Here is a 24,368-nt window from a genome sequence, read left to right on the forward strand (position 1 = left end):
CCATGAGCATGGACCGCGTGGCCTGGAGCTCGCTGTACAACATCACCACTGCCAAGAGCGGCTCCAAGCCGTTCTCCAAGGAAACCCTCAAACGGGTCCTCGCCTTCGCTGCCCCTCACAAGGGGAAGCTGATTGCGTTCGTCATAGCTTCCATCGCGGGCGCCTTCCTGGCAGTGGCCACCCCGGTGCTTGCCGGACAAGTGGTGGATGCGATCATCGCGAACGCAGGCGTAGGAACGGTCATCTGGCTGGCCGTCCTCATTGCGATCGTTGCGGTGGGTGAGGCCGGAGTGGGCCTGCTGACGCGCTGGTTGTCGTCGATCATTGGTGAAGGCGTCATCGTGGACCTGCGCACGCGGGTGTTCGACCACGTGCAGCGCATGCCCATCGCGTTCTTCACCCGGACACGGACCGGCGCTTTGGTGAGCCGGTTGAACAATGACGTCATCGGGGCACAGTCCGCCTTCGCCGGCACGTTGTCCGGTGTGGTCAGCAACGTAGTGGCCCTGGCGTTGACCCTCGCCGTGATGCTCAATACTTCCTGGCTGGTGACGGTGCTCGCCATGGTGCTGCTGCCGATCTTCCTCATCCCCGCGCGGCGCATGGGCTCCAAACTGGCAGATCTTCGCCGTGAGGCTGCAGCCCACAACGCCGCCATGGGCACGCAGATGACGGAGCGTTTCTCGGCGCCCGGTGCCACGCTGGTGAAACTGTTCGGCCGCCCGGACGAGGAATCGCGTGAATTTGCCGACCGGGCTGGACGGGTGCGGGATATCGGCATCCGCACCGCCATGCTGCAGTTCACCTTCGTCACCGCCCTGACCCTGGTCTCGGCGTTGGCACTGGCCCTCGTGTACGGCCTGGGCGGTTGGTTGGCCCTCAGCGGCCAGCTGGCACCGGGCGATGTGGTGGTCCTGGCGCTCCTGCTCACCAGGCTTTACGCGCCGCTGACCGCGCTGTCCAACGCGCGGGTGGAAATCATGAGCGCACTGGTCAGCTTTGAACGGGTCTTCGAAATCCTGGACCTGAAGCCGCTCATCACCGAAAAGCCGCATGCCATTGAGGTCGCTCCGGGCCCTGTCGCGGTGGAATTTGATGACGTCCGCTTCTCCTACCCCTCAGCAGACAAAGTTTCCCTGGCCTCCCTGGAGGAGGTATCCACGCTGGACACCCGCGGCGGAGAGGAAGTGCTGCACGGGGTGAGCTTCCGGGTGGAACCGGGCCAGACAGTGGCCCTGGTGGGTTCCTCGGGTGCCGGCAAGTCCACCATCGCCCAGCTGCTGTCCCGCTTGTACGACGTCGACTCCGGAGCAGTGCGCCTGGGCGGGAACGGGCCCCGGACGGGTGCCGATGTGCGGGACATCAGTTTCGATTCCCTGCGCGACACGCTGGGCATGGTGACCCAGGACGGCCACCTGTTCCACGAAACCATCGCCTCCAACCTGCGCCTGGCACGGCCGGATGCTACCGAGGACGACATGTGGGATGTGCTCAGGCGCGCCCGCCTGGAACCGATGATCCGTTCCCTGCCCGATGGCCTGGAGACAGTGGTGGGAGAGCGTGGCTACCGGCTCTCCGGCGGCGAGCGCCAACGCCTTACCATCGCACGTTTGCTCATCAAGCAGCCGCGCGTGGTGATTCTGGATGAGGCGACGGCGGCGCTGGACTCCACCAACGAAGCCGCCGTGCAGGCGGCCCTGGGTGAGGCGCTCGAGGGACGTACCGCCGTCGTGATTGCGCACCGCTTGTCCACCATCCGCGCCGCTGACGCGATCCTGGTGGTTGAGGACGGCAGGATCGTGGAGCGTGGCACGCATACCGAGCTGCTGGCGGCGGACGGGCGCTACGCCGAGCTGTACCAGACCCAGTTCGCGGAGGCCACGGCAGTGGCGCAGGAAGCTGTCCCGGAGCTCTAGCGCTACTTGAGGGCCGGAAGGACGTGGTCCGTGAGCAGCGGCGCCAGGTCCGCGGGCAGGGGTGCTGAGAGGTCCAGCCAGCGGATTTCCGCGATCTCGGCGGAGGGGTGCGCGTCCCAGGTTCCGGGCGCCGTGAAGACGGTGGCTTCGATGTTCGTGGCGGCTTCGTTGGCGGCTACGGCGAGCCAGACACCCAGGGGTTCCAGCTGCTCCGGTGATACCTCGATGCCGACTTCCTCGGACAGTTCCCGGGCAGCGGCCTGGGCGGCGGTTTCACCCGGTTCGGGTTTGCCGCCGGGGTGCATGAATTTGTCCGTGCCGCGCTTGCGGACGGTCAACAGCTGCCCTTCGTTGTTGTAGACGCACACGGCGCTGACCACGATCAGGTCCGTTGTTGTCATTCATGCCTCCTGGCGTCGATGCGGACCAGATGCGATTCCAGCAGCAAGTCCTTGGCGGGCCCTGTGACGTCCCAGGTGAAGCTGAACGAATCCGGCCCCTCGTAGCGGTAGTTGACGTGATAGTCGTCGGGATCGCACCAGTGCTTGTCCTGGTGGCCCTTTTCGGAGAATCCCATGACGTGGAAAGGCCTGCCGTCGGGGAAGGACACGTCCATGGTGTCCGGTGCGGCGCCGGGTGTCAGGACGTATTCACGGAAGGCGGGGCCGGTGTGGGTGGGCCAGTGCATGGTGCCGTCTTCGCGGTAGTCCAGGCCGCCGTCGGGGTTCGGTCTGTAGTGCACGACGCCGGTGAAGGTTCCGCGGGTGCCGGAGGCGCGGTCCAGGAGGTTTCGCTCCACCCTCCAGCTGCCGGCCAGGTAGGCCCGCAAGTCCTGGATGCGCTGCTGGTGCTTCAAGTGCCCTCGATTGGAATCGAACCAACGACACCGGCTTTAGGAGAGCCGTGCTCTATCCACTGAGCTACGAGGGCCTGTGTGTCCATGGCTCGGAATCCCACTGCTGGAGCTCAAGGGCCCGGACACGACTACAAGCATACAAGCTGCCGGGGCGATGCCCGAACACAGCTAGGCTGGCCACCATGAACGGGCGTGCAACGGCGTCGGCACCGGCGGGATGGTTCCTTCCGGATGTCCGCAGCATCAGGGCAAATATTGGGGGATGGGCGCAACTGAGCGTCGTCCAGTACTTCGTGGCCGAGGCGGCTGTGATCGAGGCTTGGGCCGGTCCGGAGCCCTACAGCAGGGCCACGGGCTTCATCAGCGACCTGGGCGCTGTTTCCTGCGGACTGTATGAGGACCGGTCAGTCTGTTCGCCCTTGCATTGGCTGATGAATGCCTCTTTCGTGGTCCAGGGGCTGGCGTTGGTCCTCGGGGCAATCCTCCTGACGGCCGGGCTCCTGTGCGTCGCGGCGAGGCCGGAAGTCCAGGCAAGGCGTTTCCGGGCGACGCAGGAGGGTGAAACGCCCATCCGCGTGCTGGCCGTGCCCTGGATCATGGCGGTCGCCATCCGGATCCTGACGGGCGTTGCGGGGGTGGGCACGGTGATTGTGGGACTGGTACCCGAAGACCTGGGCTCGCCGTGGCATTTTGCAGGGGCTCTCATGTTCTTCATTGGGGGAGGGTTCGCCTTGCTCCTGCTGGCCGTATTGTGGTTCAGGCAAACCCCCGTCAGTTGGTTCCTCGGAATCTGCGGGATTCTCTGCCTTGGGGCGCTGGTCATTGGCGGCATCACCGCGATGGATGTACCCCGGCCCGGAACTCTGGAACGCTTCATGGGGTATCCGGTCACTATCGGTCTGGCCACTGCAGGCCTTGTTATTGCCCAGCGGGTACGAACGGAACGAAAAAGCGCTCAGGGCCGATTGAGGAAGTACTCGCGGAAGTCCACGAGTGAAGTCCCTCCCGCGTAGCCGAGGTCGCCAGCACCCACCGAAACCGAGTCGTCGGGTGAAAAGATACTGACCGAGAAGGATCCCGAGTCCAAGTCCGTGGTCTTCTCCAGCATGTCCGGGAGGGCCTCTTCCAGGGCCTGTGCAAGCGCGGCGTGCTCGGAGCCGGTTCCTGTGAGCTTGGCGGTGATGAAGTTGCCGGACGTATTCATGTTCACGTGGACCTGGGCGTCCTTTACTCCCGGCACGGACGCAGCAGCGTCCTGCATGTCCTTGCCGAGCCGCTCGGCTTTGGACGGGCCACCCACACCGCAAGCCGTGATGCCCAGAATCAGCATCATGATGATCAGGGCCGGCACCGGCTTGGGAAGTTTCTTCAAGGTCACTGCTTTCGGGAGATGTTGGACACGGTTGAGGACACCTGGCCGGCATCGCTTGTGAGGAACTGCTGGGTGGATTCCTTTTGACTGTACTGGGCGATGGGACCCCCGGCTTCCTGCTGCGCTACCGAGTCAACGTAACGGTAGGAGTCGTGGTAGCTGATTCCGGCGAATCCCGGGTCGATGTCCGGATTGGGCAGCGTCACCACCAGGGCGTTGTTGTCCCGGCTCGTGGTGATGCTGCCGCCGGGAAGCAAAGTGGCATCCGCCAGGTCCACCTGCGGGACGGGGTCACCGGCGTGCTGAAGGGCCAGGACGTCGATGGATGCCGGGATGGGGGCCGAATCCACCGGCGATCCGTACGTGACAACGTTGGTGACGTTGAACCTGTCGGTGAAGCTGCTGTCGGATGCCAAGGCCGTGGCGATCATGCCGCCCTGCGAATGACCTGACAGCATCACCGGTGCGTCCTGGGGAATGCCGGCTTTCTCCATGGCGATGCGGACCGCTTGGGCGGCAGTGGACAGGTTCCCACCGGCAAGTTCAAGGTTCCCGGTGAGATCGGTGGGGTTGGCCGCGCCGTCCGGCATCCACCGGGTGGTTCCTGGAATGCTGATGATGTAGGCAGGGGGACTGCCCGGCTTGTCGACTGTGGTGATCCGGATCCCGGTATCTTCCGTGCCCGCGATTCCTGCGTCGGCGTAGGCTGCGTCGGTGGCGGCCAGGACGGAGCTGATGGTTGACGGCACGGGCGTGACCGGCCTGCCGTTCACGTCGGCGGTTCCGGGTTTGCCAACGCTCAGGGGGTTGGGCTCGCCGGCCACCGGCCTGCCGTCATCCATCAAATGCGGATTGTGGAAGCCGAAACTCGTCACCGTCGCGGCTGTGTTCAGTGTCGCCGCTACGAACAGCACTCCGTTGGACACCAGCTGGGTGATCGACGGTGGCTCGCCCGAGGTCAGCCACCCCCAGCCCATGTTCACGAAGTCGCCCAGCCGCGAGGCACGGTTTTCCTCGGCATCCATGAGGTTCCCCACAGGGAGGGGAGCCAGGTCCTGGGCAAGGTTCCACATGGTGGACGCAGTGCCTGCCAACAGGCTGGTGACTTTTCCGCTGGCATCCCACAGGTCCCCAGCCTCCCCGGCGGCGGCGTCCAGGAGCCGGTCAAGGACGGACGGATTCCCGGAGCCGGCCGCGGTGGTACTGGCGGCCATTTGCTCGTCGACGTTGCGTTGCACGGCACTGGAGGCGGCGGCGAGCGCATGCCCTGCCGCGATGAGCTGGCTGCGGTAGGCCATCCACTCCTGCGTGAAGCGCTTCCCGTCATCGCCGTGCCAGTCCACACCGGTGATCAAGGGAGTGAGGTTGCCGCTCAGGTCCAGCAGGCGTTGGCTGCTGCGGGCAAACTCTTTGCTGAGGCGTCGCCCGCCCTCCACATCCATTCCGTAAAGGCTCATGAGCGCACGCTCCGACCGGCGGCGCTGCCAAGGTATTCCTTTGCTCCCAGGAGGGACCAGGCGAATTCGAGCCCGGGGTCCGTGGATGGAACGGCGGTCAGGGCGGGCGCGGGGTTCTGTCCTGACCCGGTTTCCACGGAGTTCAGCTGGTCAACGGAGTACAGCTGGTCCGCGACGGTCCAAACGCGCCGGCTGGTATAGGGGCGGGAACCTGGCGCCGGAGTGCCTGGAACATCAAGGTGGCCTGACACGTCAAGGTGGATGGTGCAGCTGGTGTTGGCCGCTACCGCCTGCGGCGTCGCTTCGGGCAGCGGCTCCAGCTGATGGAACCGGGGAAAATGGCGGCTGAGGGCAGCCCACGCATTTTCCTCCTGGAAGAAGGAAACCTCGACGGCGTTGCGGACTTCCGTCACCACCACACCGTTTGGCTGGTGGCTTATACGGCGTCGATAGGAGACGGCGACGCCCCGCCCTCCTGCCAGGCCGGCCCTGCTGTGGATGGACTGGTCTTGGAACTGCACCACCGTGGTGGCCGTCAGGGGTGCCGATACAGCGAGGGTAACCGCCAGTATCCATTGCGGTGACAAGGTGCCCTGCGCATCGAGGATGCCGGCACGGCGAAGTTCGTCCCCGGCGTCCTGGTGGTGCGCGTCCGGATGTGGAAAGTACTCCGGAAAGGCGGCGGCGTCGGCCTCGCTGCCCGTTGCTTCGGCCGCCCTGCGGACAGTTTCTGCCCAGGCGATTCCGCTGAGCTCAACGATGTTGAGCCTCGCATCGACGTGAATTTCCCCCATTGATCCCCCAAGATCCACTTACTGCGCGCCAGCACTTGGCGGCAAGCGCAACACTATCCGGGCGGGCCGGGACGCGGAATGGGGAGAGCTATCCTCAACGGTTGCTGCGGGGGCGGGGGCGGGGAGGTGGCCCCCCGTTTCAGGACGCGCGCTTCTTTCCCAGGAAGACGGCGACGACGCCACACACGAGGCTCACCAGGAAAAGTACCCAGGAGGCAACGGTGACGGCCGATGCCACGGCGACCGAACCGGCGTCGGGCGTCTCTGCGGCCAGCACCGAATCAATGGCCACGTTCGACCACAAGTGGGCCACGGCAAAAAGCAGGGGAGCGGCCCACATGGCCCAGCGCCAGGACTTCCGCGCCACGTTGGTGCCGATGAGCAGCAGCCAGCTGAAGCCGAAGATCAATGGGAACAGCGTGCCGGCCGTCTTGTGGACGTAGTTGAGCTGGCCGCGTGCCGCGTCATCCATGGCTGCGCGCAGTTGGGCGATGTAGTCCGGGGAGAAACCGCCGATCAGGGAGTCCGGCATTGCCAGCCCGCCGGAAAGCTGGGTCATCTGGTTCAGGGTCAACAGGTGCAGGTACCAGAAGAGGAACAGGCTGGCCACCACGCCGGCAATCACGATCAACCTAGAGTTGCTTTGTGCCTTCTGCGGCGTCCGCGCGGTGGTGCTGTTGATCACGGGAGGCAGTGTGTTGTTGGGAACCACTGCCTTCGCTCCGTGCTTTTTGATCCGCTGAGCTGGTGTCTTGGCCATGTCATTCATTATCCCGCCACCTAAGCTAGATCCATGACCACCGGCAGGCACACCGCAACTGAACTCGATCCTTCACTTGATGACTACCAGTTGGCCAGCGCCCTGGTCCGGGAAGCGGGGCAACTGGCGTTGCTCATGCGGATGGGCGGGTTGCAGGGCGAACGCAAGACGTCCGTCTCGGACGTCGTCACCGCAGCCGACCACGCAGCCGAGGCCTACGTCCTGGAGCAACTGCGCCGTTGCCGGCCGGAGGACGGCATCCTTGGTGAAGAGGGTGCCTCGGTGGCCGGGACCAGCGGACGGACCTGGGTGATCGACCCCGTTGATGGCACCTACAACTTCCTGCACGGCTCTACCTACTGGTGCTCGGCCATTGCCTTGAAGCGTGATGACACCGCCCACAGTGGCCAGTCCGGCATCCCGTTGGTGGACCCGTCGGTGTTGCTGGGGGCGATCTACCAGCCCGAACTGGACAAGCTCTGGCTGGGCGGCGAGGACCAGGCGGCGACGCTCAACGGAGAACCCATTTCCGGTTCCGGCGATGTTTCGGTGGCCGGGATTTGCGCAGCCACGTACATCCATCCGACCTGGCTCGCGGATCCGCGCACGGCCATGCCGTGGCACGCGGCCGCCATCACCGCCGCCTCCTTGCGGATGTTTGGCTCAGGTTCCTGTGACCTGGGCCGGGTGGCCGATGGCGAACTCGGTTGCTGGTTCCAGCACAGTTGCCCCGAATGGGACTGGCTGCCCGGCAAGGCGATCGTTCGCGCGGCCGGCGGGGACACCGCCGTCGTGAAGGTCAACGGGATGAACTGGTTCGTTGCCGGAAGCCCGACGGCGGTCCGCGAGTTGGGTGCCGCGCTCACCTCGGTTCCGCAGTTCGCCTAGCTGCCGCCAACGTACCCCGCAAGGTATTGCTAAGTAGCCTTAGTAATGGTTTCCTTGTACTGGGACGAATGGTTCGTCCCGCTGCCCAGGTGCTGACCGGTCAGCTGCCGAGCCCCAGGAGACGCCATGCAAGGCATTGGTGGTCCCAGCCTTCCACGGCTGACGCAAGACATGCGGCCCCTTGGCTGCCCGCACTGCGGAACGAACGAAAATGTTGCCATCGAATCCATCGAGTCCCTGCCGCCGCATCCGGGCGAACTGCAGGTCCAGGTCGGGTACGTCTGCCGCAAATGCCAAGGCAACTACCTGCACAGGGCACGGTTCCGTGATGTGGCAGCGGTCCTGAACAAGGTGCGCTCGCTGGAGGGATTGCTCCGCTTCGCAGGAGAGTACTTCCATTGCGGCGAAGCAATGTCCCTGGCAGGCTCCAACGTCAAGAGCATCTACGCGCCCTTGTCGACCGACGAACCCGGCGGCGACGCTTCGGCAGTCGACGTCGGCACGAAGTTGCTGCGGTGTCAGTGCGGCTTCCAGCTGGAACTGCCGGACTGACAGCAACTCAGTAAATAGAACAACTATAGAACCAGGACGCCGGTTAACCCCTTCGGGTACCCCCGCGGACCTGGCCCCATTCCCCTTGTTATTTTGCACCGGGGGGCGTTTGCCCCCACGGTCTCAGCTGCAGAACAGCCCTGTCCTGCAGCGTTCGCAAGGGGGAAATACTTGAACAGCAAGAGCAAGCTGTGGCCCACAGCCGTCGGCGTCACCGCCGTATCGGCCTTGGCAATCGGCCTCGTGGCCGCACCAGCCGCAAACGCAGCGCCCACCGACGTCATCTCGGTGGGCAGCGGACAGATCATCGATGGTTCTGTCCTGACACTTCCGAACTTTGCCAACCTGGCATCCAACGGAGCAGCAACTGCCCAGCAGATCGGCACCCCGCCGAGCGGCCCGGCAGTCATTGAGGCCACCGACCCGCTGGATCTCAGCGCAGTCTTCGGCGTCGTCAACGTGGGCGCGGGCAACATCCCGCTGCTCCAGAACAACGGCATCATCCAGGTTGGTGCTGTCAGCCAGTACGGCAAGGCAGTCAACGATGGTTCCTCGGAAGCATTCTCCGGTACCGTGAGCGGCGCTCCCGGTCTGGTGACCCTGCCCGGCGGCCTTCCCACGTCCGGCGATCCTGCCATCCCGGCAGCCCGCGTCAGCCTCGGCACTGCAGCCATCCTCGGTGGCACGGACCTGGTCAACGTCAACCTTCAGGTGGCCACCCTCGCGGCGGCAGCCAAGAAGGACCAGGGTGCAGCCCCCCAGGGTGCCTACTCACTGGCCGGCGTTTCGGCTGAAGTCGGCGGCACTGTCATTGGCGGCGTCGCAGGCACCATCAGCACCGCCATCAACACGGCCAACGCCGTCCTGACCCCCTTGGGCGTCACGGTGGCCAACCCGGTGGCCGGTGGAACCATCTCCATCACCGAGGCAGACCTGCTGGCCGTTGCCGGCGTGCCGGACCTGAACTCCCTGCCGGCCGGAACCGACCTGATCTCGTTCCTGCCGCAGGCTGTTGCCAACAAGCTGACCTCCATCGTCAGCAGCACCCTGGCAACCGCCACGGCCGCCGTGAACGGTCTTGGACCGATCGCCCAGCTCGTCGCAGGACCTGCCCTGTCTGTCCTGACCACCACCCTGAACGGCGTGACCGGAGCAGTTGCTACCAGCGTTGTGGCTCCTTTGAGCACCGCGCTGACCGCCCTCGTTTCGGCCAAGGTCAACGTCCAGGAAACCGCTCCGTCGGGGGCCTTTACCCAGCGCGCCCTGCAGATCGCCGTTGCCGGCGGCTCCATCGCCACCGTCAACCTGGCCAACGCAACCGTCGGACCCAACCTTGACGCAGCGGCGATCCCGCTGGTCAACGCCGACACCATGGCCATCAGCGGTGGCGTGGCCCTCCTGGCTCTGCTCACCTGGTTGTTCGTCCGCTCACGCCGCCGCACCGCGGTAGCCGCTGTCTGATCGCCCCGGCGATCACGCACGGCGAAAGGAGAACAGTCAATGTACGGCAATAACTGGACCGCAGGCGGTACCGCCGCCGGCGGTACCACGCTCGCTGTCACGGGAGCCCCAACCCTTGGTTGGGTCATCCTCGTGGGGGTAGCCCTGCTGATTACCGGTTTTGTAGTCCTGCGAAACAGCAGGCTCAAAGCCGCAAAGCGGGGAGCACATCCCAACTCGTAATACCATCGGCGGGGCGGCTCTTTCCGGGCCGTCCCGCCATCCCCATTTTTCCCGGGCCTTTCCGGCCTCGCCCAAGCATCGGAAGTAAATGTCGGTACTCGAATCCGCACAGGCGCTGGCTTTTGTGCTCCTGGTGGTTTTTCTGTCGTACATCCTGGTGATTCTGGTGCCCTTCCTCCGGCGCAAACCCGATCCCGAGGGCGATCCCGACTCTTTCTCGTGGCATGTGTTCATTCCGTGCCGCGATGAAGAAGTGGTGATCGGCGAAACCCTGGGATTGCTCCGCAGGCAATTCCCGCAGGCCCACGTATGGGTTGTCGATGACGACAGCGACGACGCCACCGCCGACATCGTGGACGCGGCCTCTGAGCGCGACGCCATGATCCACCTCGTTCGCCGTCGCCGGCCACTGGCCCGCACCGGCAAGGGAGATGCGCTTAACGCGGCCTACCGCACTTTGGACGGTTGGCTGCCCGCCGACGTCGACCGGTCGTCGGTGATTGTCCTGGTGGTCGACGCCGATGGCCACCTGGCTGACAATGCGTTCCGTCAGGCGGCTGGTCCCCTGGCGTTCGGTGACCCGGAAGTCGGCGCCGCCCAAACCGCCGTCTGGATGTCCAACCTGCAGGACCCGGCCCTCGAAGGCGGCACCGGGATGCAGCGTCTCAGGAAGTCCTTCGGACGGTACCTGGTCCTGATGCAGGACATGGAGTTCCGCACCACCATCGCGGCCATGCAGTCCCTTCGGCGGCACACCCTGACGGTCGGCCTGGGCGGCAACGGCCAGTTCACGCGGTTGTCCGCCCTGGATGTCATCGCCAGGACGTCCGGCCAGCCATGGCACGGGGCGCTCCTTGAAGATTACGAACTCGCGATCCACATCATGCTGGGTGGTTACAAGACCGTCTACATGCATGACACCCACGTAGCCCAGGAAGCACTCCCTGACCTCCGCAGGCTCCTCACGCAACGCACGCGGTGGTGCCACGGCGGCATGCAGTGCAGCGTCTACCTCAAGCGGATCTTCGAATCGCCCTACTTCAGCAACGTCGGCGCGATCGAATCCAGCTACTTCCTGGTCCAGCCTTTCATCCAGATTCTCGGCTTGGTCCTGTGGCCAACGCTGTTTATCACCATGGTGGCGCAGGGCTCATTGACCATGGGCAGCTTTGGCGCCTGGATCAGTGCGGCATGGTTCATCATTCCCCTGATCTTCGCAACAGGCGTGCTGCCGTTCGCGCTGTGGGGCCTGGTGTACCGGAAGCAGGTCACACCGGAGAAGAACTTCATGCTCGGTGTCCTCTGGGGCTTCGGCTACTGGCTCTACATGTACCAGAATTACGTCACGGTGCTCAGGGCAACCTACCGCCTCATCACAGGACGGCAGGGGTGGGCCAAGACCCGCCGCAACCAGGAGACAGACGTCAAACTCCTAGCGAAGGAAGCCTAGTGGCCATGAGCGCCGAAGCCGGCAACATCAGCGTCCCCACCGGACCCCGTGCGATCCCCGTACGGAAGGCCCGTGGCGGGGGTCTCATCGGGCTGGTCTTCATCGCTGCCGCGGCTGCGGCCATGCTGCAGCAGGAGCACATCAGGGCAGCCGAAGCCTGGCTCATGTCCGCCATTCTCGACGGCGTCCTCGGCGGGGCTTCCTACAGCGTGGGCGACATCATTTTCCACAATGTGGGCGGGGGCCAGCCCTTCGCCCTCCAAGTCACCGGGCTGTGCTCCAGCGCCGTCCTCCTCACGCCGATCGCAGGCCTCGCCGGGATTCTTTTCCTGATGGGACGCATCCCCGTCTCCCGGCTCATGCCCGCGGCCCTCATCGCACTCCTCATAGTCTGCATCAGCAACGCAACCCGCTATTTCATGATCGCAGCGGCGCAACAGAGCTGGGGGCAGCAGGGATTCGATGTCATGCACCACTTCCTGGGTTCCTTCGTGGTGATTTTCGGCTTCGTCGCGGCCATCATCGTGCTGGTCCGGGCCGCCGTCGTCCGCAAAGACCGTGCAGCGACCCGCAGCAAGGGCCGGCGTGCGTCCTCGTAGTCTGTTCCGGGCGTCGGCCGTCATGGCCGCGGTGATGATAACGGCAGCCTTGGCCGCCTGTGATGAAGGAAAACAAGGGGTGGACACGGCGAGTCCGGAAACAGGACTCTGCCATGCCGTGGTGTCCCCGGAAGAATTCGATGCCAGCAGCGAAGCCAGCCCGCCTGTTTCCTGCACCGAACGCCACACCACCCAGACTTTCCTGGTCACGACGATGCCCGAACCCCTGGCCCGCCAGGAGTCACGTCCCAACCAGCAGCAGCTCAAGGCTGCCGGCAAACGGCTGTGCACCAGCGAGGACCTGCGTACTTATCTCTCCGCGTCCGACAGGGACGGGACCTTCGGACTGGCGGTCACCAGTTACTTCCCTGACAGGGACGCTTGGGCTGCCGGCAGCCGGGCGGTTCGTTGCGACGTAGCGGTCACGGACCAAGACGGCACCCCGCAGGAAACCGGCCTTGACCTCAAGGATGCTTTGGCGGGACCACACTCGGCAGCGGTACGGCTCTGCTACCGGCAGGAATACAAGGACGGCGTTCTTTCTGACGACGGAACCGATGTCCCGTGTTCGGAGCCCCATACCGCGGAGGACATCAGCGCATGGATCGCCCAGGACGCGTCACTGGCAACACCCGTGGCGCGTGAAGCGCGTTGCCTTCCCTATGCGCTCGAATTCCTCGGCACGCAAAAACTGCCGGCAGGCGTCACAGTCCATCCCATCATCCGGACGGTGGGCACTGCCCGGACCGTCCGCTGCGCCGTGGCTTCCGCCCGGCAGCCAGTACCGGGTGAAGCTCCGGAATTGGTGACTGGAACCCTGGCTCCCGTGCGCGTGCCTGTCACCGGGGGAGCAGTAAACAATGGCTGATCAAGGATCCGGGAGCGCCACGCAGCTCCGTGAACGTGGCGGGAAAGCGCAGAGAACGTTCACTCCTGCCCCTGTGCGCGGACGCAAGGGCACCAAGGCCCGTCCGCTCGGCAGCCTGGGACGATACTTTGCGAGGACCTTCGGTCCCGGTACCTTGACGCTGGGACCAGTCCACGGCGCGGCCCTGATCGCGGGGCTGGTAGCGGCCGCCCTCATGATGGTCCGGCTGTTCATTCCGGAACCTGTGGGGATGGGGGACCAGGGCGAGGGGCATGGTTTGCTGTGCTCCCTGGGGGTCATGAACCAACGGCCCTGGGATTACGCGGGGTTCACGAAGTACATCCACCCTTCCTGGGTCCCGCACCAGTTCTACGGTGAAGGCTGCGGCGCCAACGGCACCGGGGAGCCGTACTACTCTTCCCAGCTGCTGTTCCTGTGGTTGGGGAAACTGCTGACACCCCTCCTGGGCTGGGGACCGGGGCTGGACACCCGTGCCGTTGGAATCGTCTGCTGTGTGGTCTTCGGATTGCTGATCGCGGCCCTGATCAACGTGCTGCCTGGCCGGACCTGGTTCCGTATCCTCATCGCCGCGCTGGTCACCGGGGTGATGGCAGACGGCGTCTTCGCTGATTTCTTCGTCTCGCCCTACAGCGAACCCGCGGCCTTCCTTGGCGTTCTTGCCGTGTCCGTTGCGCTGCTCCACTACTGGAACGGCAGCGGTCCGCGGTGGCTGGCTTTGCTGCTGGTCGTCTTCGCGACGGTCTTTACCGTTGCGGCAAAAACACAAACTGTCTCGTGGCTGCCCGTTATTGCCCTGGCGCTGCTCTGGGTGCCGTGGCGGCGGGGCACAGCGGACGGTGAGGCGGCCGTCGTCGTGCCTCCGTCCGACGGCAAACCGGCCGACGGCGCGCTCGGCAGGGGTCGACAGTGGCGCGCGCTAATGCTGCCCGCGACGGCGGTGCTGCTCATCGTTGCGTTTTCGGTGGCATTCATCAACGTCCAACCCAAGCGCTTCTCGGAAGTGAACCTTTACAACGCCGTCTTTGTGGAGCTTCTTCCGTACAGCCCAACCCCTGAGGCAGACCTCGAATGGTTGGGGCTGGACCCAAGTTTCATCAACTCCATGGACACTACGGTGGCCTCCACACGTTCGGCTGTTTACAACCCGCTGTACCCCCAGTTCCAGGAGAAGATCAGCCTGGGCACGATCGCCGGTTTTTACGCCACGCATCCGGAACGGCTCATCACCATGGGCGAACGCGGAGTGACTGCCATGCTGACTCCGGAACTGGGCTATGTTGGCTCGTACCTTGAGGGTTCCGATCATGGCCCTTATGAAAAGGAACGGCGTTTTCCCGTGGTGTTGGGCTTGTTCAGCGCCGTAAAAGCTGCTCCGGTGGCCTTCGTCGGGATGCAGTTGGTGACGTTGCTGCTGGGCCTGGCCGTGGCTTTCCGGAAGCGGAGTGCCGTGGGAAGGCTGGCGGTCATCATGGTGCTGGGATGCTGGTTCCAGTTCTGGGCCGTCATGCTCAATGGCGGCCAGGCCGAAATTTACAAGCAGATGATCATTGCGGGCTACATGGCGGCTTTGTGCGGGCCATTGCTGGTGGCCCTGATCAGCATCCTGGCTTCGGATCCGGGGAAGGTGCCGGCGCGAAAGCGCAGGGGCCGGCGGGCCAAGGCACAGCAAGGGTCAGCTGATCCAGCCATCGTTGCTTAACTGCTTGCGGAGGCTGATGACATTGCCGAGCTTGATGCCGGCCGTGGCGTAGCGCTGCCGGATCCGGTGAAGGTGCGCCTTGACTGTTTGCTCGCTGATTCCCATGGCATCCGCAACGCCACGAACGGACATGGCGTCACTGCCGAGGTACAGCTCGGCAAGACGCTGTTCCCGGGGTGAAAGTGTGATGCGCAGCGGTGTGCTGTTGTCATGACCGGCCAGGACGTCAGGATGCAGATATTCCTGTCCGGATGCAGCGGCGCGGAGGGCGAGTTCCGTGTGCCGGGGGCCGGCTGCCTTGGGCACATAACCCAAGGCACCGGCAGAGCGGACCGCGCCCGCATCCCAGCGGTCCAGGGCGGTGGCAAGGACTACCACCCGCAATCCGGCCCGCACCAGCTGTTGAACTGCCGGGACCAGTTTTTCCCGGCGATCGAGGGTACCCAGGACAGCCACCGTCACCGAAAGGCCGCCCAAGGCCTCCTGCTGGAGTTGCGTGGGAACGGTAGTGAAGCCCGCCGCGACCACCAGGTCCGGGGCGTTGCGGCGCAACCACGCATCCAAGGTATCGATCATCAATTGGTGCTGGTCCACCACCATCAGGCGCGTCACCATGGCTTGGGTGCCTTGATGGGGACAATGATGCTGGCTCCTCCGGGGTCCGTGTGAACGCGTGGCGAACCCAGGGCTTCCACCTCGCTCCACAACGCGGGGGTGCAGCGGTTCGGATTGAGTCCGGTCACACGCCAGGTAATCAGCAAATGATCGTTCACATGCGGCTCCACATAGACATGTACCCTTCCGGGCAAACTGCTGCCTTGGCGCGGCCCGTCCGGCACCGGCTTCAGCAGCAGCATGGTGACAGCGAGGAGTGCCGGGCGCTGTGCCTGCGGGATACGTTGAAGGAGGTCCGGCTGGGCCGTCACAGTGGCCGTGGAGTCCAGGCCGGCCAGCACCAAGGACTCCGACAACCAGTCGCTGCCCTGTGCCACCATCAACTGGGCACGCAACCGCGAGGCGAGCCACTGGGCTTCCTCCGCCAGGCCCGGCGTCAGCGGGTGGCTTTCGCTCCGGGCTGCCCTCGCAAACAGCTCCTGGATCTGATGGTGTGTGGCTGACAGCTCCTCGGTGTAGGCCGAACTGCGGGTATCAGCCTGCCTGGTCAGGGCAGTCATGGCCTGGGCGGAATGCCGGGCGAGCTGTTCCTCCATGCGGCTCCGGATTCCCACGACGAACAAAGCGCCCAAAAGCCCCGGGATAAGCGTGATGAAGAAAATCAGCAGGCCCTCGCCGGACCCGAATCTCGGAGTGGTGGCGTAGTAGAAGCTGCTCAGGACCGAGTTGGCGGCCGACAGGAGCATGAAACCCATCAGGTCCCACCGCATGCAGACAAGGAAGACCAAAGCCGACCCCAGCATGACGTTGAAGGCGAGGGCCAGATAGCCCGAGCCCAGCGTCACCACTTGGGCCGTCATCACGCCCGAAATAATGGACGTGGCCAGCCAGGCCAGGCGCACATAGGGAAGATGCCTGCGGGGCGTTGCCGGCCCAGACGCCAGGAAAGCCGCGCAGCAGCCAATGAGGTCGAGGGCCACGGCAGCAAACCTTGAGCGATCAAGGCTGCTCCCGTCGAAGGACACCATCTGCGTCATGGCCGAGAATATCCAGAGCGTCAGACTGATGCTCACCAGGATGCCCCGGGACAGGAAAAGGGGACCGGCAGTGGCCACGTGTACATCCGGAAGGAATCGGTTCATGCCGCCTCGACCTCAAGGACAACAGTGGTTCCACGCCCTGGTGTCGACAACAGCCTGGCGTTCCCGCCGACCTGTGCCATTCGCTCAATGATCGAATGCCTCACCCCGAAGCTCTCCGCCGGGAGGGACCCGGGGTCGAATCCGCGGCCCGCATCGCTGACGAGGACCGACACCACAGGACCTGTGCGCGAAATGAGCACATCCACGTGATCGCTCCCGGCATGCCGGGCCGCATTGACCATGCATTCCCCGGCAGCATCAGCAACCGCCCGCAAGGTATCCGGCGGCAGGGTTCCGCCCTCGCCGAAAACGTCCACGGTGAAGCCGTTCCGGCTGTGTTCGCGGGCCCGCTCTTTCAGCAACGACGCCACGTCAGCGGCAGTGGAAGACTCGACGACGGCCAGCCCGCCTCCGCTGCCAAGGGCCGCGCGCCGGCCGTCCAGCGTGGTGGCTTCCGCCAGGGTGCCGGGGCTCCGGTGACCTGATCCGACGCCGTCGTACTCCCCAGCGGCGAACATGCTGCGGAAGTCCTCCGGAGCCAACCCGGCGCCGCCCCGGGCCAAGAGGGTCAGCCCCCGCAGCACGGTGTCGTGAAGCAATCGGGCGTCATGGGCGGCAGCACTGGTCCGGTCACGGACGACCGCCTGGGCAGCAAGGGATTCCGCCTTCACGGCTTGGTCGCGCAGGAAAATATCCAGGGCCCTGGGCGCTGAGTGACGGATGGCGAGCATGATGAGCCAGAATCCCACAAGAATCGAGAAGGTGATGGGACCGAGGCGATGCAGGATTGATGTCGCGATGGTATGCCCAAATACCAGGACGGCCAGCAGCGCCGTATAGACCGCCGACTGCCAAGAAGCTCGCAAGGACAAGGCCACCGTGGAGCTGGCACCGATCAGCAGGCTGTGCGCCAGGAGCAGCGAGTCCGAATCCTGGCGGTAGCTGACTCCTGCCAGGAGTTCGGACAGGGCGATCAGGCCCACGACGATCATCAGCCGAAGGGGCCAGAAATCGGTCCGCAGCATCGTAGCGAAGCACATCACCAGCATCATCACGAGCACCCACGCCAAGGCCCGGTGCCACAGGGGTCCGCCCATGATCGGAAACAGGTATAGCCAGGAGGCCGCCACGAAAACGAAGCTCATTACCGTCCCGGATCTGGCCAGCAGGTCCGAGCGCTCCAACGCGGGCCGGCAGGTTGCCAGCCGCGTTATCCATGCCCCCATGAATGTCTCCCCCAAACCCGTCATCGGAATATGATGACCACTTAGCCAGCATCATATGCGGGGAGGACCGATTTAAGTGCGATACCCGGTGTCCCAACCCACGATCGAAGTGGACATCGTGGAGGACCACGCCGTCCTGCTCGAAGGGCTTTCCCAGTGGCTCCAGGACAACACCACGGGCATCCGTGTGGTTGGCCGGTTCGCCTCCTGGGCCGAAGCCGCAGCAAGCCTGGGTGCCCTGTCCGACGTCGTTATCCTGGACGTTCTCCTGGGTGACCAGGTCCCGCTGCGCGCCAAGATCCAGGCCATCCTTTCCTCCGGCCCGCAGGTTGTGGTGTGCAGTTCAGTCCTTGACCCTGCCGTAATGCGCCAGGCCATGGCGGCCGGCGCCATGGCCTACATCCCCAAGACAGCCTCCGCGAGTGTGGTGGAAACCGCGCTCCGGCGCGCAGCGCAAGGACTGCAACACATCACCCCTGAAGTGGCCGCAGCCATGGATGCCGGCCGGGGGGAACCGCAATTGTCCGCCAGGGAGCACCAAGTGGTCTCCGTCTACCTCGGAGGAGAGGCCGGGACCATGGCGGAGACAGCCCAGCTGCTGGGTATCTCCGTGGATGGTGTGAAGAAACACCTGGCGTCAGTGCGCCGGAAGTTCCAGGACGGTCCCGAGCCCCTGACGAGGCTGGGACTCCGGGAGCGGCTCACTGCCGGCGGATGGCTGCTGGAGGACCCGCGGCAGTAGATTCCGGTGGTTGGCCCCGGGGCCGTGGACGTACCGCCCTATAGTGTCGGGGGCACCGCCTAGACTGGTAGGCACCATGGATATGTTGTTTGACCCCTACGCAGACGGACCCTTCAAAGCAGGCACCAAAGCCGCAGTCAAGGCTGCCCCGGAGCTATCACGCCCAGGTGGTGGTGCGCCGGGTCCCCGTCTTCAGGAGGGCGGCGGCGGCCAGTCGGACGCTCCTGCCTCAGGGGGATGGGGCAACCCGGGCACGCCCGGGCTCCCCTCTGCCGATGCCCTGCTCCAAGGGCTGAACCCGCAGCAGGAAGAGGCAGTCAAGCACGCCGGAAGTCCGCTGCTCATCGTTGCAGGCGCAGGTTCGGGCAAAACGCGTGTGCTCAGTAACCGCATCGCCTACCTCATCGCCACCAAACGGGCACATCACGGCGAAATCCTTGCCATTACCTTCACCAACAAGGCAGCAGCCGAGATGCGGGAGCGCATTGAAGCGTTGGTGGGAGCGCGGGCCAAGGGCATGTGGATCTCCACCTTCCACTCCTCCTGTGTCCGTATCCTGCGGCGCGAGGCCGCCAACGTGGGCCTGAACTCGAACTTCTCCATCTACGACTCCGCCGACTCGCTGCGCCTCATCACCCTGGTGGCCAAGAACCTGGACCTCGATCCCAAGAAGTTCGCGCCCAAGGCCATCCAGCACAAGATCTCGGCCCTCAAGAACGAGCTCATCGACGCCGACTCCTACTCCTCCGCGGCGAATCACAATGACCCCTTCGAAACCGCCGTGGCTGATGTCTTCAAGGGCTACACGCAACGCCTGCGCCAGGCCAACGCCATGGATTTCGACGACCTCATCGCAGAGACCGTCTACATGTTCCGGGCTTTCCCTGCGCTCGCGGAGTCCTACCGGCGGCGCTTCCGGCACGTCCTGGTGGACGAGTACCAGGACACCAACCATGCACAGTACGCGCTGGTCAGGGAGATCGTGGGCCTGGGCACTGACACGGAGGTCCAACCCAGCGAACTGACCGTGGTGGGTGATTCGGACCAGTCCATCTACGCCTTCCGCGGTGCGGACATCCGCAACATTGTGGAGTTCGAAGCCGACTATCCGAACGCGCGCACCATCAAGCTGGAGCAGAACTACCGTTCCACGCAGAACATCCTCAGCGCAGCAAACTCCGTCATCTCCCGCAACCCCAACCGCCAGGAAAAGCGGCTGTGGACGGCCGAAGGCGATGGCGAGAAGATCATCGGTTACGTGGGCGAGAACGAGCACGACGAAGCCCAGTTCATTGCCAAGGAAATCGACCGCCTGCAGGACGAGGAAGGCCTGCGTCCCGGAGACGTTGCCATCTTCTACCGGACCAACGCACAGTCGCGCTCCATTGAAGACGTCCTGGTCCGCGTGGGCCTGCCGTACAAGGTTGTTGGCGGCACCCGCTTCTACGAGCGCAAGGAAATCAAGGACGCCCTGGCGTACCTGCGCGTCCTGGTGAACCCGGACGACGACGTCAACCTACGCCGCGTGCTCAACGAACCCAAACGAGGGATCGGCGACCGTGCCGAGGGTGCCGTCGCCGCCCTTGCCGAGCGCGAGCGGACATCCTTCATGGCTGCGGCACGTCGGGCGGACCAGGCGCCGGGCATGGCCACGCGTTCGGTCAACGCTGTCCTCGGCTTCGTGAAGCTCCTGGACGACCTCGCGGAAGTCGCCTCCGGATCCGGCGCGGCTGCAGCCCTCGAGGCAGTCCTGGAACAGACCGGCTACCTCGCCGGACTGCGCGCCAGTTCCGACCCGCAGGACGAATCGCGGGTAGAGAACCTTGCCGAACTTGTAGCCGTCGTCCGTGAGTACGAAAGGGACAACCCGGAGGGTTCACTGGGCGAGTTCCTGGAACAGGTGTCCCTGGTGGCTGATGCCGACCAGATTCCGGACGCTCCCGGCGCGGACATCGATGCTGCGGTGGCAGAAGCCAAGCGCATGGGAGTTGTCACGCTGATGACTCTGCACACAGCAAAGGGCCTTGAGTTCCCTGTGGTCTTCCTGACCGGCATGGAGCACGGGATTTTCCCGCACCAGCGCTCGGCCACGGACCCGAAGGAACTGGCAGAAGAGCGCCGGCTGGCCTACGTGGGGCTCACCCGGGCACGCCAGCGGCTCTACGTCACGCGCTCGGAGGTCCGCAGCATGTGGGGCCAAAGCCAGTACAACCCGGCCAGCCAGTTCCTCGAAGAGATTCCGTCCGAACTCGTGGAGTGGAAGCGCGAAGTCATGAGCCGGCAGGCGGGCGGATGGGGGAGTGCTCCCATCGGTTCCAACCGTTACGGTGGTTCGTTCTGGGGTGCGGGTACCTCCCGCGGTGTGGCCGCGAGCCCAACCGCAGGGTTCGACGCCGACGTTCCTGCCGCCGTCGCACGCAACAGGGTGCAGCCACAGAAGGAAGTCATTTCCGTAGTGGTGGGGGACAAGGTCAACCACACGAGTTTCGGCAACGGCGTGGTGCTCGGCGTCGAAGGTGCGGGCGACAAGACGGTCGCGAAGGTGAAGTTCGACGTCGGCGAGAAGCGCCTGTTGTTGCGTTATGCGCCGCTGACCAAGCTTGATGCATGAGGCCGCACGGCATAATTGGTGCCATGCGTCGCACAGTGTGGGGGATTCTGGCCGCCTTGCTCCTGGTGTTGGTGTCGGGTTGCTCCTTCGCCACCAAGGACCCGGACTACGTTCCGCCTGCCCCTTTGCCGCCGCTGGAGCAACTGCAGCAGGTACCTGTCTCTGAGCAGACCACTCTGGCTGCGGGCGAGGACGTCACAGCTTTCGTCACCGGGGACCGGAACATCGTGTGCGCCATGACGTCCTCAAGGGGCGGCCACCTCAACCTCCCGTACGAGGCCAACAGCTACTCGGACGCAGCCAACAACAAATTCGCGGTAGTGCCGGTGGTGCACTGCGAACTTGCCGCGTACGCCAAGGCTGAGCTTGACGACATGGCGGACGATTGCGCAGGCACCGGGCTGGGCTACCTTGGCGGAACAGCGCTCCTCACTCCGGACAAGGCCGTCTACGGCTCGTGTCGTTCCGGCGTAACACAAATGGAGTCGGAGTTCGGACCCAAGGGCAGCCGCAACGGTCCCATCTCCAAGCTTCGCGAGCTGGCCGACGGCCAGAACATCGAACGCAACGGCCTGCGGTGTTCTGCCTACAACGGGGGAGTAGCCTGCGGAAACGTCTCCGGGGGCGTGGCGTTCTTCGTCAGCCGTGAGGGTTACCAGTTGGTTTCCGACGGCGGCAAGACGGTCCGCGGGAGCCTGAAGGAAGGCTTCTGATGGGCTTTGCACGGATCCGGAAGAACCCAAAATCCGCGTGATTATGCGGTTTTTCTACATACGATAGAAGTGTAAGGTTACTCACTTAACGGGTACTGTGTAGCTGGCGGGACTCCTCAAAGGGCTAAAGTTCCGAGAGGACCTTACGCAATGTGACCGGCTTCAATCCTGGTTGTTACCGCGTACTCTCCGCAGCTGGCTATCGCGGTCATCGCGGTTCCCGGCTGAACAGAAAACTACTTCGACGTAGAAGGACACTAAACCGTGGACCTGTTTGAATATCAGGCGCGCGATATGTTCGAAGCGCACGGTGTACCCGTGCTCGCCGGCATCGTGGCGCACACTCCTGAAGAAGCGAAGGCAGCTGCCGAGAAGATCGGCGGCGTAACAGTCGTCAAGGCACAGGTTAAGGTTGGTGGCCGCGGCAAGGCCGGCGGCGTCAAGGTTGCCAAGTCTGCCGACGAGGCACTTGAGCACGCCACCAATATCCTGGGCATGGACATCAAGGGCCACACCGTCAACAAGGTGATGATCGCCCAGGGTGCTGACATCGCCGAGGAATTCTACTTCTCGGTCCTCCTGGACCGTGCCAACCGCAATTACCTGGCCATGTGCTCGGTTGAAGGCGGCATGGAAATCGAGCAGCTTGCTGTCGAGCGTCCCGAGGCCCTGGCCAAGATCGCCATCGACCCGGCTGTGGGCATCGACCAGGCCAAGGCTGACGAGATCGTCGCAGCTGCAGGCTTCGCTGAAGAACTGCGCGGCAAGGTCGCCGACGTCATTCTGAAGCTCTGGGATGTCTTCAAGAAGGAAGACGCAACCCTGGTTGAGGTCAACCCGCTGGTCCGCACCGGAGCAGGCGACATCGTTGCCCTCGACGGCAAGGTCTCCCTGGACGAGAACGCCGACTTCCGCCACGTGCACCACGCAACGCTGGAAGACAAGGACGCAGCTGACCCCCTCGAGGCCAAGGCCAAGGCGCAGGACCTCAACTACGTCAAGCTGGACGGCGAAGTAGGCATCATCGGCAACGGCGCCGGTCTTGTGATGTCCACCCTCGACGTCGTTGCTTACGCCGGCGAGAACCGCGGCAACGTCAAGCCCGCCAACTTCCTGGACATCGGTGGTGGAGCTTCCGCCGAGGTCATGGCCAACGGCCTGGACGTTATCCTGGGCGACTCCCAGGTCAAGAGCGTGTTCGTGAACGTCTTCGGTGGCATCACCGCGTGTGACGCTGTTGCCAAGGGCATCGTGGGTGCACTGGCCGAGCTCGGTTCTTCCGCGAACAAGCCGCTGGTTGTTCGCCTCGACGGCAACAACGTTGAGGAAGGCCGCCGCATCCTGACCGAGGCCAACCACCCGCTGGTAACCCTGGCCGCCACCATGGACGAGGGCGCCGACAAGGCCGCCGAGCTCGCCAACGCAGCTAAGTAAAGGGACGCGACAATGTCTATCTACCTCAACAAGGACTCCAAGGTCATCGTTCAGGGCATCACCGGCGGCGAGGGCACCAAGCACACCGCCCTGATGCTCAAGGCCGGCACCAACATTGTTGGTGGCGTCAATGCCCGCAAGGCCGGCACCACGGTCCTGCACGGCGACAAGGAAATCACTGTCTTCGGCACCGTCAAGGAAGCCATGGCTGAAACCGGCGCTGACGTCTCCATCGTCTTCGTTCCGCCGGCATTCACCAAGGACGCCGTGGTTGAAGCCATCGAAGCCGGCATCGGCCTCGTGGTTGTCATCACCGAAGGTGTTCCGGTTCAGGACTCCGCAGAGTTCTGGGCACTGGCCCAGTCCAAGGTGGACGCCGACGGCAAGCAGGTCACGCGCATCATCGGACCGAACTGCCCCGGCATCATCACCCCGGGCGAGGCCCTGGTTGGCATCACCCCTGCGAACATCACGGGCAAGGGCCCCATCGGCCTCGTGTCCAAGTCCGGTACCTTGACCTACCAGATGATGTACGAACTCCGTGACCTCGGCTTCTCCACTGCGATCGGCATCGGTGGCGACCCCATCATCGGCACCACGCACATCGACGCCCTGGCCGCGTTCGAAGCTGACCCCGAGACCAAGGCAATCGTCATGATCGGCGAAATCGGTGGCGACGCTGAAGAGCGCGCAGCCGACTTCATCAAGGCCAACGTCACCAAGCCTGTTGTTGGCTACGTGGCTGGCTTCACCGCTCCCGAAGGCAAGACCATGGGCCACGCCGGCGCCATCGTCTCCGGTTCCGCTGGTACCGCACAGGCCAAGAAGGAAGCCCTCGAAGCTGCAGGCGTGAAGGTCGGCAAGACGCCGTCCGAGACCGCGAAGCTGCTGCGCGAAGTTTACGCAACGCTCTAGGTTCCGCAGTAAGACTGACGACGGCGGCCCGGTGCCTTCCCATGGAAGGTGCCGG

24 protein-coding genes and 1 tRNA gene are annotated in these 24,368 nt (G+C 64.3%); 15 read left to right on the plus strand and 10 right to left on the minus strand.

Annotated elements, in window-relative coordinates; all coding sequences use genetic code 11:
- The first annotated feature begins 2 nt into the window (after positions 1-2).
- Complete coding sequence (locus JMY29_RS04710; protein ID WP_079581233.1) at positions 3-1,916, plus strand: ABC transporter ATP-binding protein; 1,914 nt, start codon at positions 3-5, stop codon at positions 1,914-1,916.
- 2 nt (positions 1,917-1,918) lie between these two features.
- On the opposite strand, the gene JMY29_RS04715 is transcribed toward JMY29_RS04710, so the two are convergent.
- From JMY29_RS04715 to JMY29_RS04725, 3 genes are all read right to left on the minus strand, one after another.
- Positions 1,919-2,317 (minus strand): NUDIX hydrolase, encoded by a 399-nt coding sequence (locus JMY29_RS04715; protein ID WP_039240031.1) that lies wholly within the window; start codon positions 2,315-2,317, stop codon positions 1,919-1,921.
- The gene (locus JMY29_RS04720; protein ID WP_189076038.1) at positions 2,314-2,772 is read right to left on the minus strand and encodes a DUF6314 family protein; all 459 of its coding nucleotides are present in this window, start codon (positions 2,770-2,772) and stop codon (positions 2,314-2,316) included. The genes JMY29_RS04715 and JMY29_RS04720 overlap by 4 nt, the downstream gene beginning before the upstream one ends.
- Position 2,773: 1 nt before the next feature.
- Positions 2,774-2,846: transfer RNA gene (locus tag JMY29_RS04725), tRNA-Arg, on the minus strand.
- Between the two features lie 108 nt (positions 2,847-2,954).
- Between JMY29_RS04725 and JMY29_RS04730 the strand changes: the two genes are divergently transcribed.
- A complete protein-coding gene (locus JMY29_RS04730; protein WP_079581231.1) occupies positions 2,955-3,785 on the plus strand; it encodes a DUF998 domain-containing protein in 831 nt (276 codons plus the stop codon).
- On the opposite strand, the gene JMY29_RS04735 is transcribed toward JMY29_RS04730, so the two are convergent.
- The 4 genes from JMY29_RS04735 to JMY29_RS04750 form a co-directional block, all read right to left on the minus strand.
- A complete protein-coding gene (locus tag JMY29_RS04735) occupies positions 3,728-4,150 on the minus strand; it encodes a hypothetical protein (RefSeq protein WP_189076037.1) in 423 nt (140 codons plus the stop codon). The genes JMY29_RS04730 and JMY29_RS04735 overlap by 58 nt on opposite strands.
- A complete protein-coding gene (locus JMY29_RS04740) occupies positions 4,147-5,601 on the minus strand; it encodes a PGAP1-like alpha/beta domain-containing protein (protein ID WP_189076036.1) in 1,455 nt (484 codons plus the stop codon). The genes JMY29_RS04735 and JMY29_RS04740 overlap by 4 nt, the downstream gene beginning before the upstream one ends.
- Positions 5,598-6,395 (minus strand): hypothetical protein, encoded by a 798-nt coding sequence (locus JMY29_RS04745; protein WP_189076035.1) that lies wholly within the window; start codon positions 6,393-6,395, stop codon positions 5,598-5,600. Before JMY29_RS04745 ends, JMY29_RS04740 begins: the two co-directional genes overlap by 4 nt.
- A gap of 139 nt (positions 6,396-6,534) precedes the next feature.
- Entirely contained in the window at positions 6,535-7,155 is a 621-nt protein-coding gene (locus tag JMY29_RS04750; protein WP_189076034.1) for a hypothetical protein, read from the minus strand.
- Between the two features lie 33 nt (positions 7,156-7,188).
- Between JMY29_RS04750 and JMY29_RS04755 the strand changes: the two genes are divergently transcribed.
- The 8 genes from JMY29_RS04755 to JMY29_RS04790 all read left to right on the plus strand — a co-directional run bounded on the left by JMY29_RS04755 (position 7,189) and on the right by JMY29_RS04790 (position 14,915).
- The gene (locus JMY29_RS04755; protein WP_110505743.1) at positions 7,189-8,043 is read left to right on the plus strand and encodes an inositol monophosphatase family protein; all 855 of its coding nucleotides are present in this window, start codon (positions 7,189-7,191) and stop codon (positions 8,041-8,043) included.
- A 126-nt stretch (positions 8,044-8,169) separates the two neighbouring features.
- Positions 8,170-8,595 carry a hypothetical protein gene (locus tag JMY29_RS04760; RefSeq protein ID WP_039240037.1) on the plus strand — a complete coding sequence of 142 codons (426 nt, stop codon included), beginning with the start codon at positions 8,170-8,172 and terminating at the stop codon, positions 8,593-8,595.
- Positions 8,596-8,766: 171 nt separating this feature from the next.
- Positions 8,767-10,056 (plus strand): PVV-CTERM domain-containing choice-of-anchor G protein, encoded by a 1,290-nt coding sequence (locus JMY29_RS04765; protein ID WP_018779600.1) that lies wholly within the window; start codon positions 8,767-8,769, stop codon positions 10,054-10,056.
- Between the two features lie 39 nt (positions 10,057-10,095).
- Positions 10,096-10,278, plus strand: a complete 183-nt coding sequence (locus JMY29_RS04770) for a hypothetical protein (protein ID WP_018779601.1) — start codon at positions 10,096-10,098, stop codon at positions 10,276-10,278.
- Between the two features lie 88 nt (positions 10,279-10,366).
- Positions 10,367-11,728, plus strand: coding sequence for a glycosyltransferase (locus JMY29_RS04775; RefSeq protein WP_064723368.1), 1,362 nt, complete (start codon positions 10,367-10,369; stop codon positions 11,726-11,728).
- 5 nt (positions 11,729-11,733) lie between these two features.
- The gene (gene xrtS / locus JMY29_RS04780; protein ID WP_189076033.1) at positions 11,734-12,327 is read left to right on the plus strand and encodes an exosortase S; all 594 of its coding nucleotides are present in this window, start codon (positions 11,734-11,736) and stop codon (positions 12,325-12,327) included.
- Entirely contained in the window at positions 12,314-13,195 is an 882-nt protein-coding gene (locus JMY29_RS04785) for a septum formation family protein (RefSeq protein ID WP_189076032.1), read from the plus strand. The genes xrtS and JMY29_RS04785 overlap by 14 nt, the downstream gene beginning before the upstream one ends.
- On the plus strand, positions 13,188-14,915 hold the full coding sequence (locus tag JMY29_RS04790) for a sugar ABC transporter permease (protein ID WP_189076031.1): 1,728 nt from the start codon (positions 13,188-13,190) through the stop codon (positions 14,913-14,915). Before JMY29_RS04785 ends, JMY29_RS04790 begins: the two co-directional genes overlap by 8 nt.
- Here the strand turns inward: JMY29_RS04790 and JMY29_RS04795 are convergent.
- From JMY29_RS04795 to JMY29_RS04805, 3 genes are read right to left on the minus strand one after another with little or no spacing between them, the layout of a single operon-like run.
- Positions 14,889-15,530 carry a LuxR C-terminal-related transcriptional regulator gene (locus JMY29_RS04795; RefSeq protein ID WP_189076030.1) on the minus strand — a complete coding sequence of 214 codons (642 nt, stop codon included), beginning with the start codon at positions 15,528-15,530 and terminating at the stop codon, positions 14,889-14,891. The two genes, JMY29_RS04790 and JMY29_RS04795, sit on opposite strands and share 27 nt — an antisense overlap.
- Complete coding sequence (locus tag JMY29_RS04800) at positions 15,524-16,672, minus strand: hypothetical protein (RefSeq protein ID WP_189076029.1); 1,149 nt, start codon at positions 16,670-16,672, stop codon at positions 15,524-15,526. The genes JMY29_RS04795 and JMY29_RS04800 overlap by 7 nt, the downstream gene beginning before the upstream one ends.
- Entirely contained in the window at positions 16,669-17,898 is a 1,230-nt protein-coding gene (locus tag JMY29_RS04805) for a sensor histidine kinase (protein WP_189076028.1), read from the minus strand. Before JMY29_RS04805 ends, JMY29_RS04800 begins: the two co-directional genes overlap by 4 nt.
- Before the next feature lie 88 nt (positions 17,899-17,986).
- On the opposite strand from JMY29_RS04805, the gene JMY29_RS04810 reads away from it, so the two are divergent.
- From JMY29_RS04810 to sucD, 5 genes are all read left to right on the plus strand, one after another.
- A complete protein-coding gene (locus tag JMY29_RS04810) occupies positions 17,987-18,640 on the plus strand; it encodes a response regulator transcription factor (RefSeq protein WP_018779609.1) in 654 nt (217 codons plus the stop codon).
- A 76-nt stretch (positions 18,641-18,716) separates the two neighbouring features.
- Complete coding sequence (gene pcrA / locus JMY29_RS04815; protein ID WP_189076027.1) at positions 18,717-21,251, plus strand: DNA helicase PcrA; 2,535 nt, start codon at positions 18,717-18,719, stop codon at positions 21,249-21,251.
- A gap of 23 nt (positions 21,252-21,274) precedes the next feature.
- A complete protein-coding gene (locus JMY29_RS04820) occupies positions 21,275-21,964 on the plus strand; it encodes a hypothetical protein (protein WP_018779611.1) in 690 nt (229 codons plus the stop codon).
- A 264-nt stretch (positions 21,965-22,228) separates the two neighbouring features.
- Positions 22,229-23,398: an ADP-forming succinate--CoA ligase subunit beta gene (gene sucC / locus JMY29_RS04825; protein ID WP_189076026.1), complete on the plus strand. Its 1,170-nt coding sequence runs from the start codon at positions 22,229-22,231 to the stop codon at positions 23,396-23,398.
- A gap of 12 nt (positions 23,399-23,410) precedes the next feature.
- A complete protein-coding gene (gene sucD, locus JMY29_RS04830; protein ID WP_018779613.1) occupies positions 23,411-24,313 on the plus strand; it encodes a succinate--CoA ligase subunit alpha in 903 nt (300 codons plus the stop codon).
- The last annotated feature ends 55 nt before the right edge of the window (positions 24,314-24,368 follow it).

This window comes from Paenarthrobacter nicotinovorans (assembly GCF_021919345.1).
In the GTDB taxonomy this organism is placed as follows: domain Bacteria; phylum Actinomycetota; class Actinomycetes; order Actinomycetales; family Micrococcaceae; genus Arthrobacter; species Arthrobacter nicotinovorans.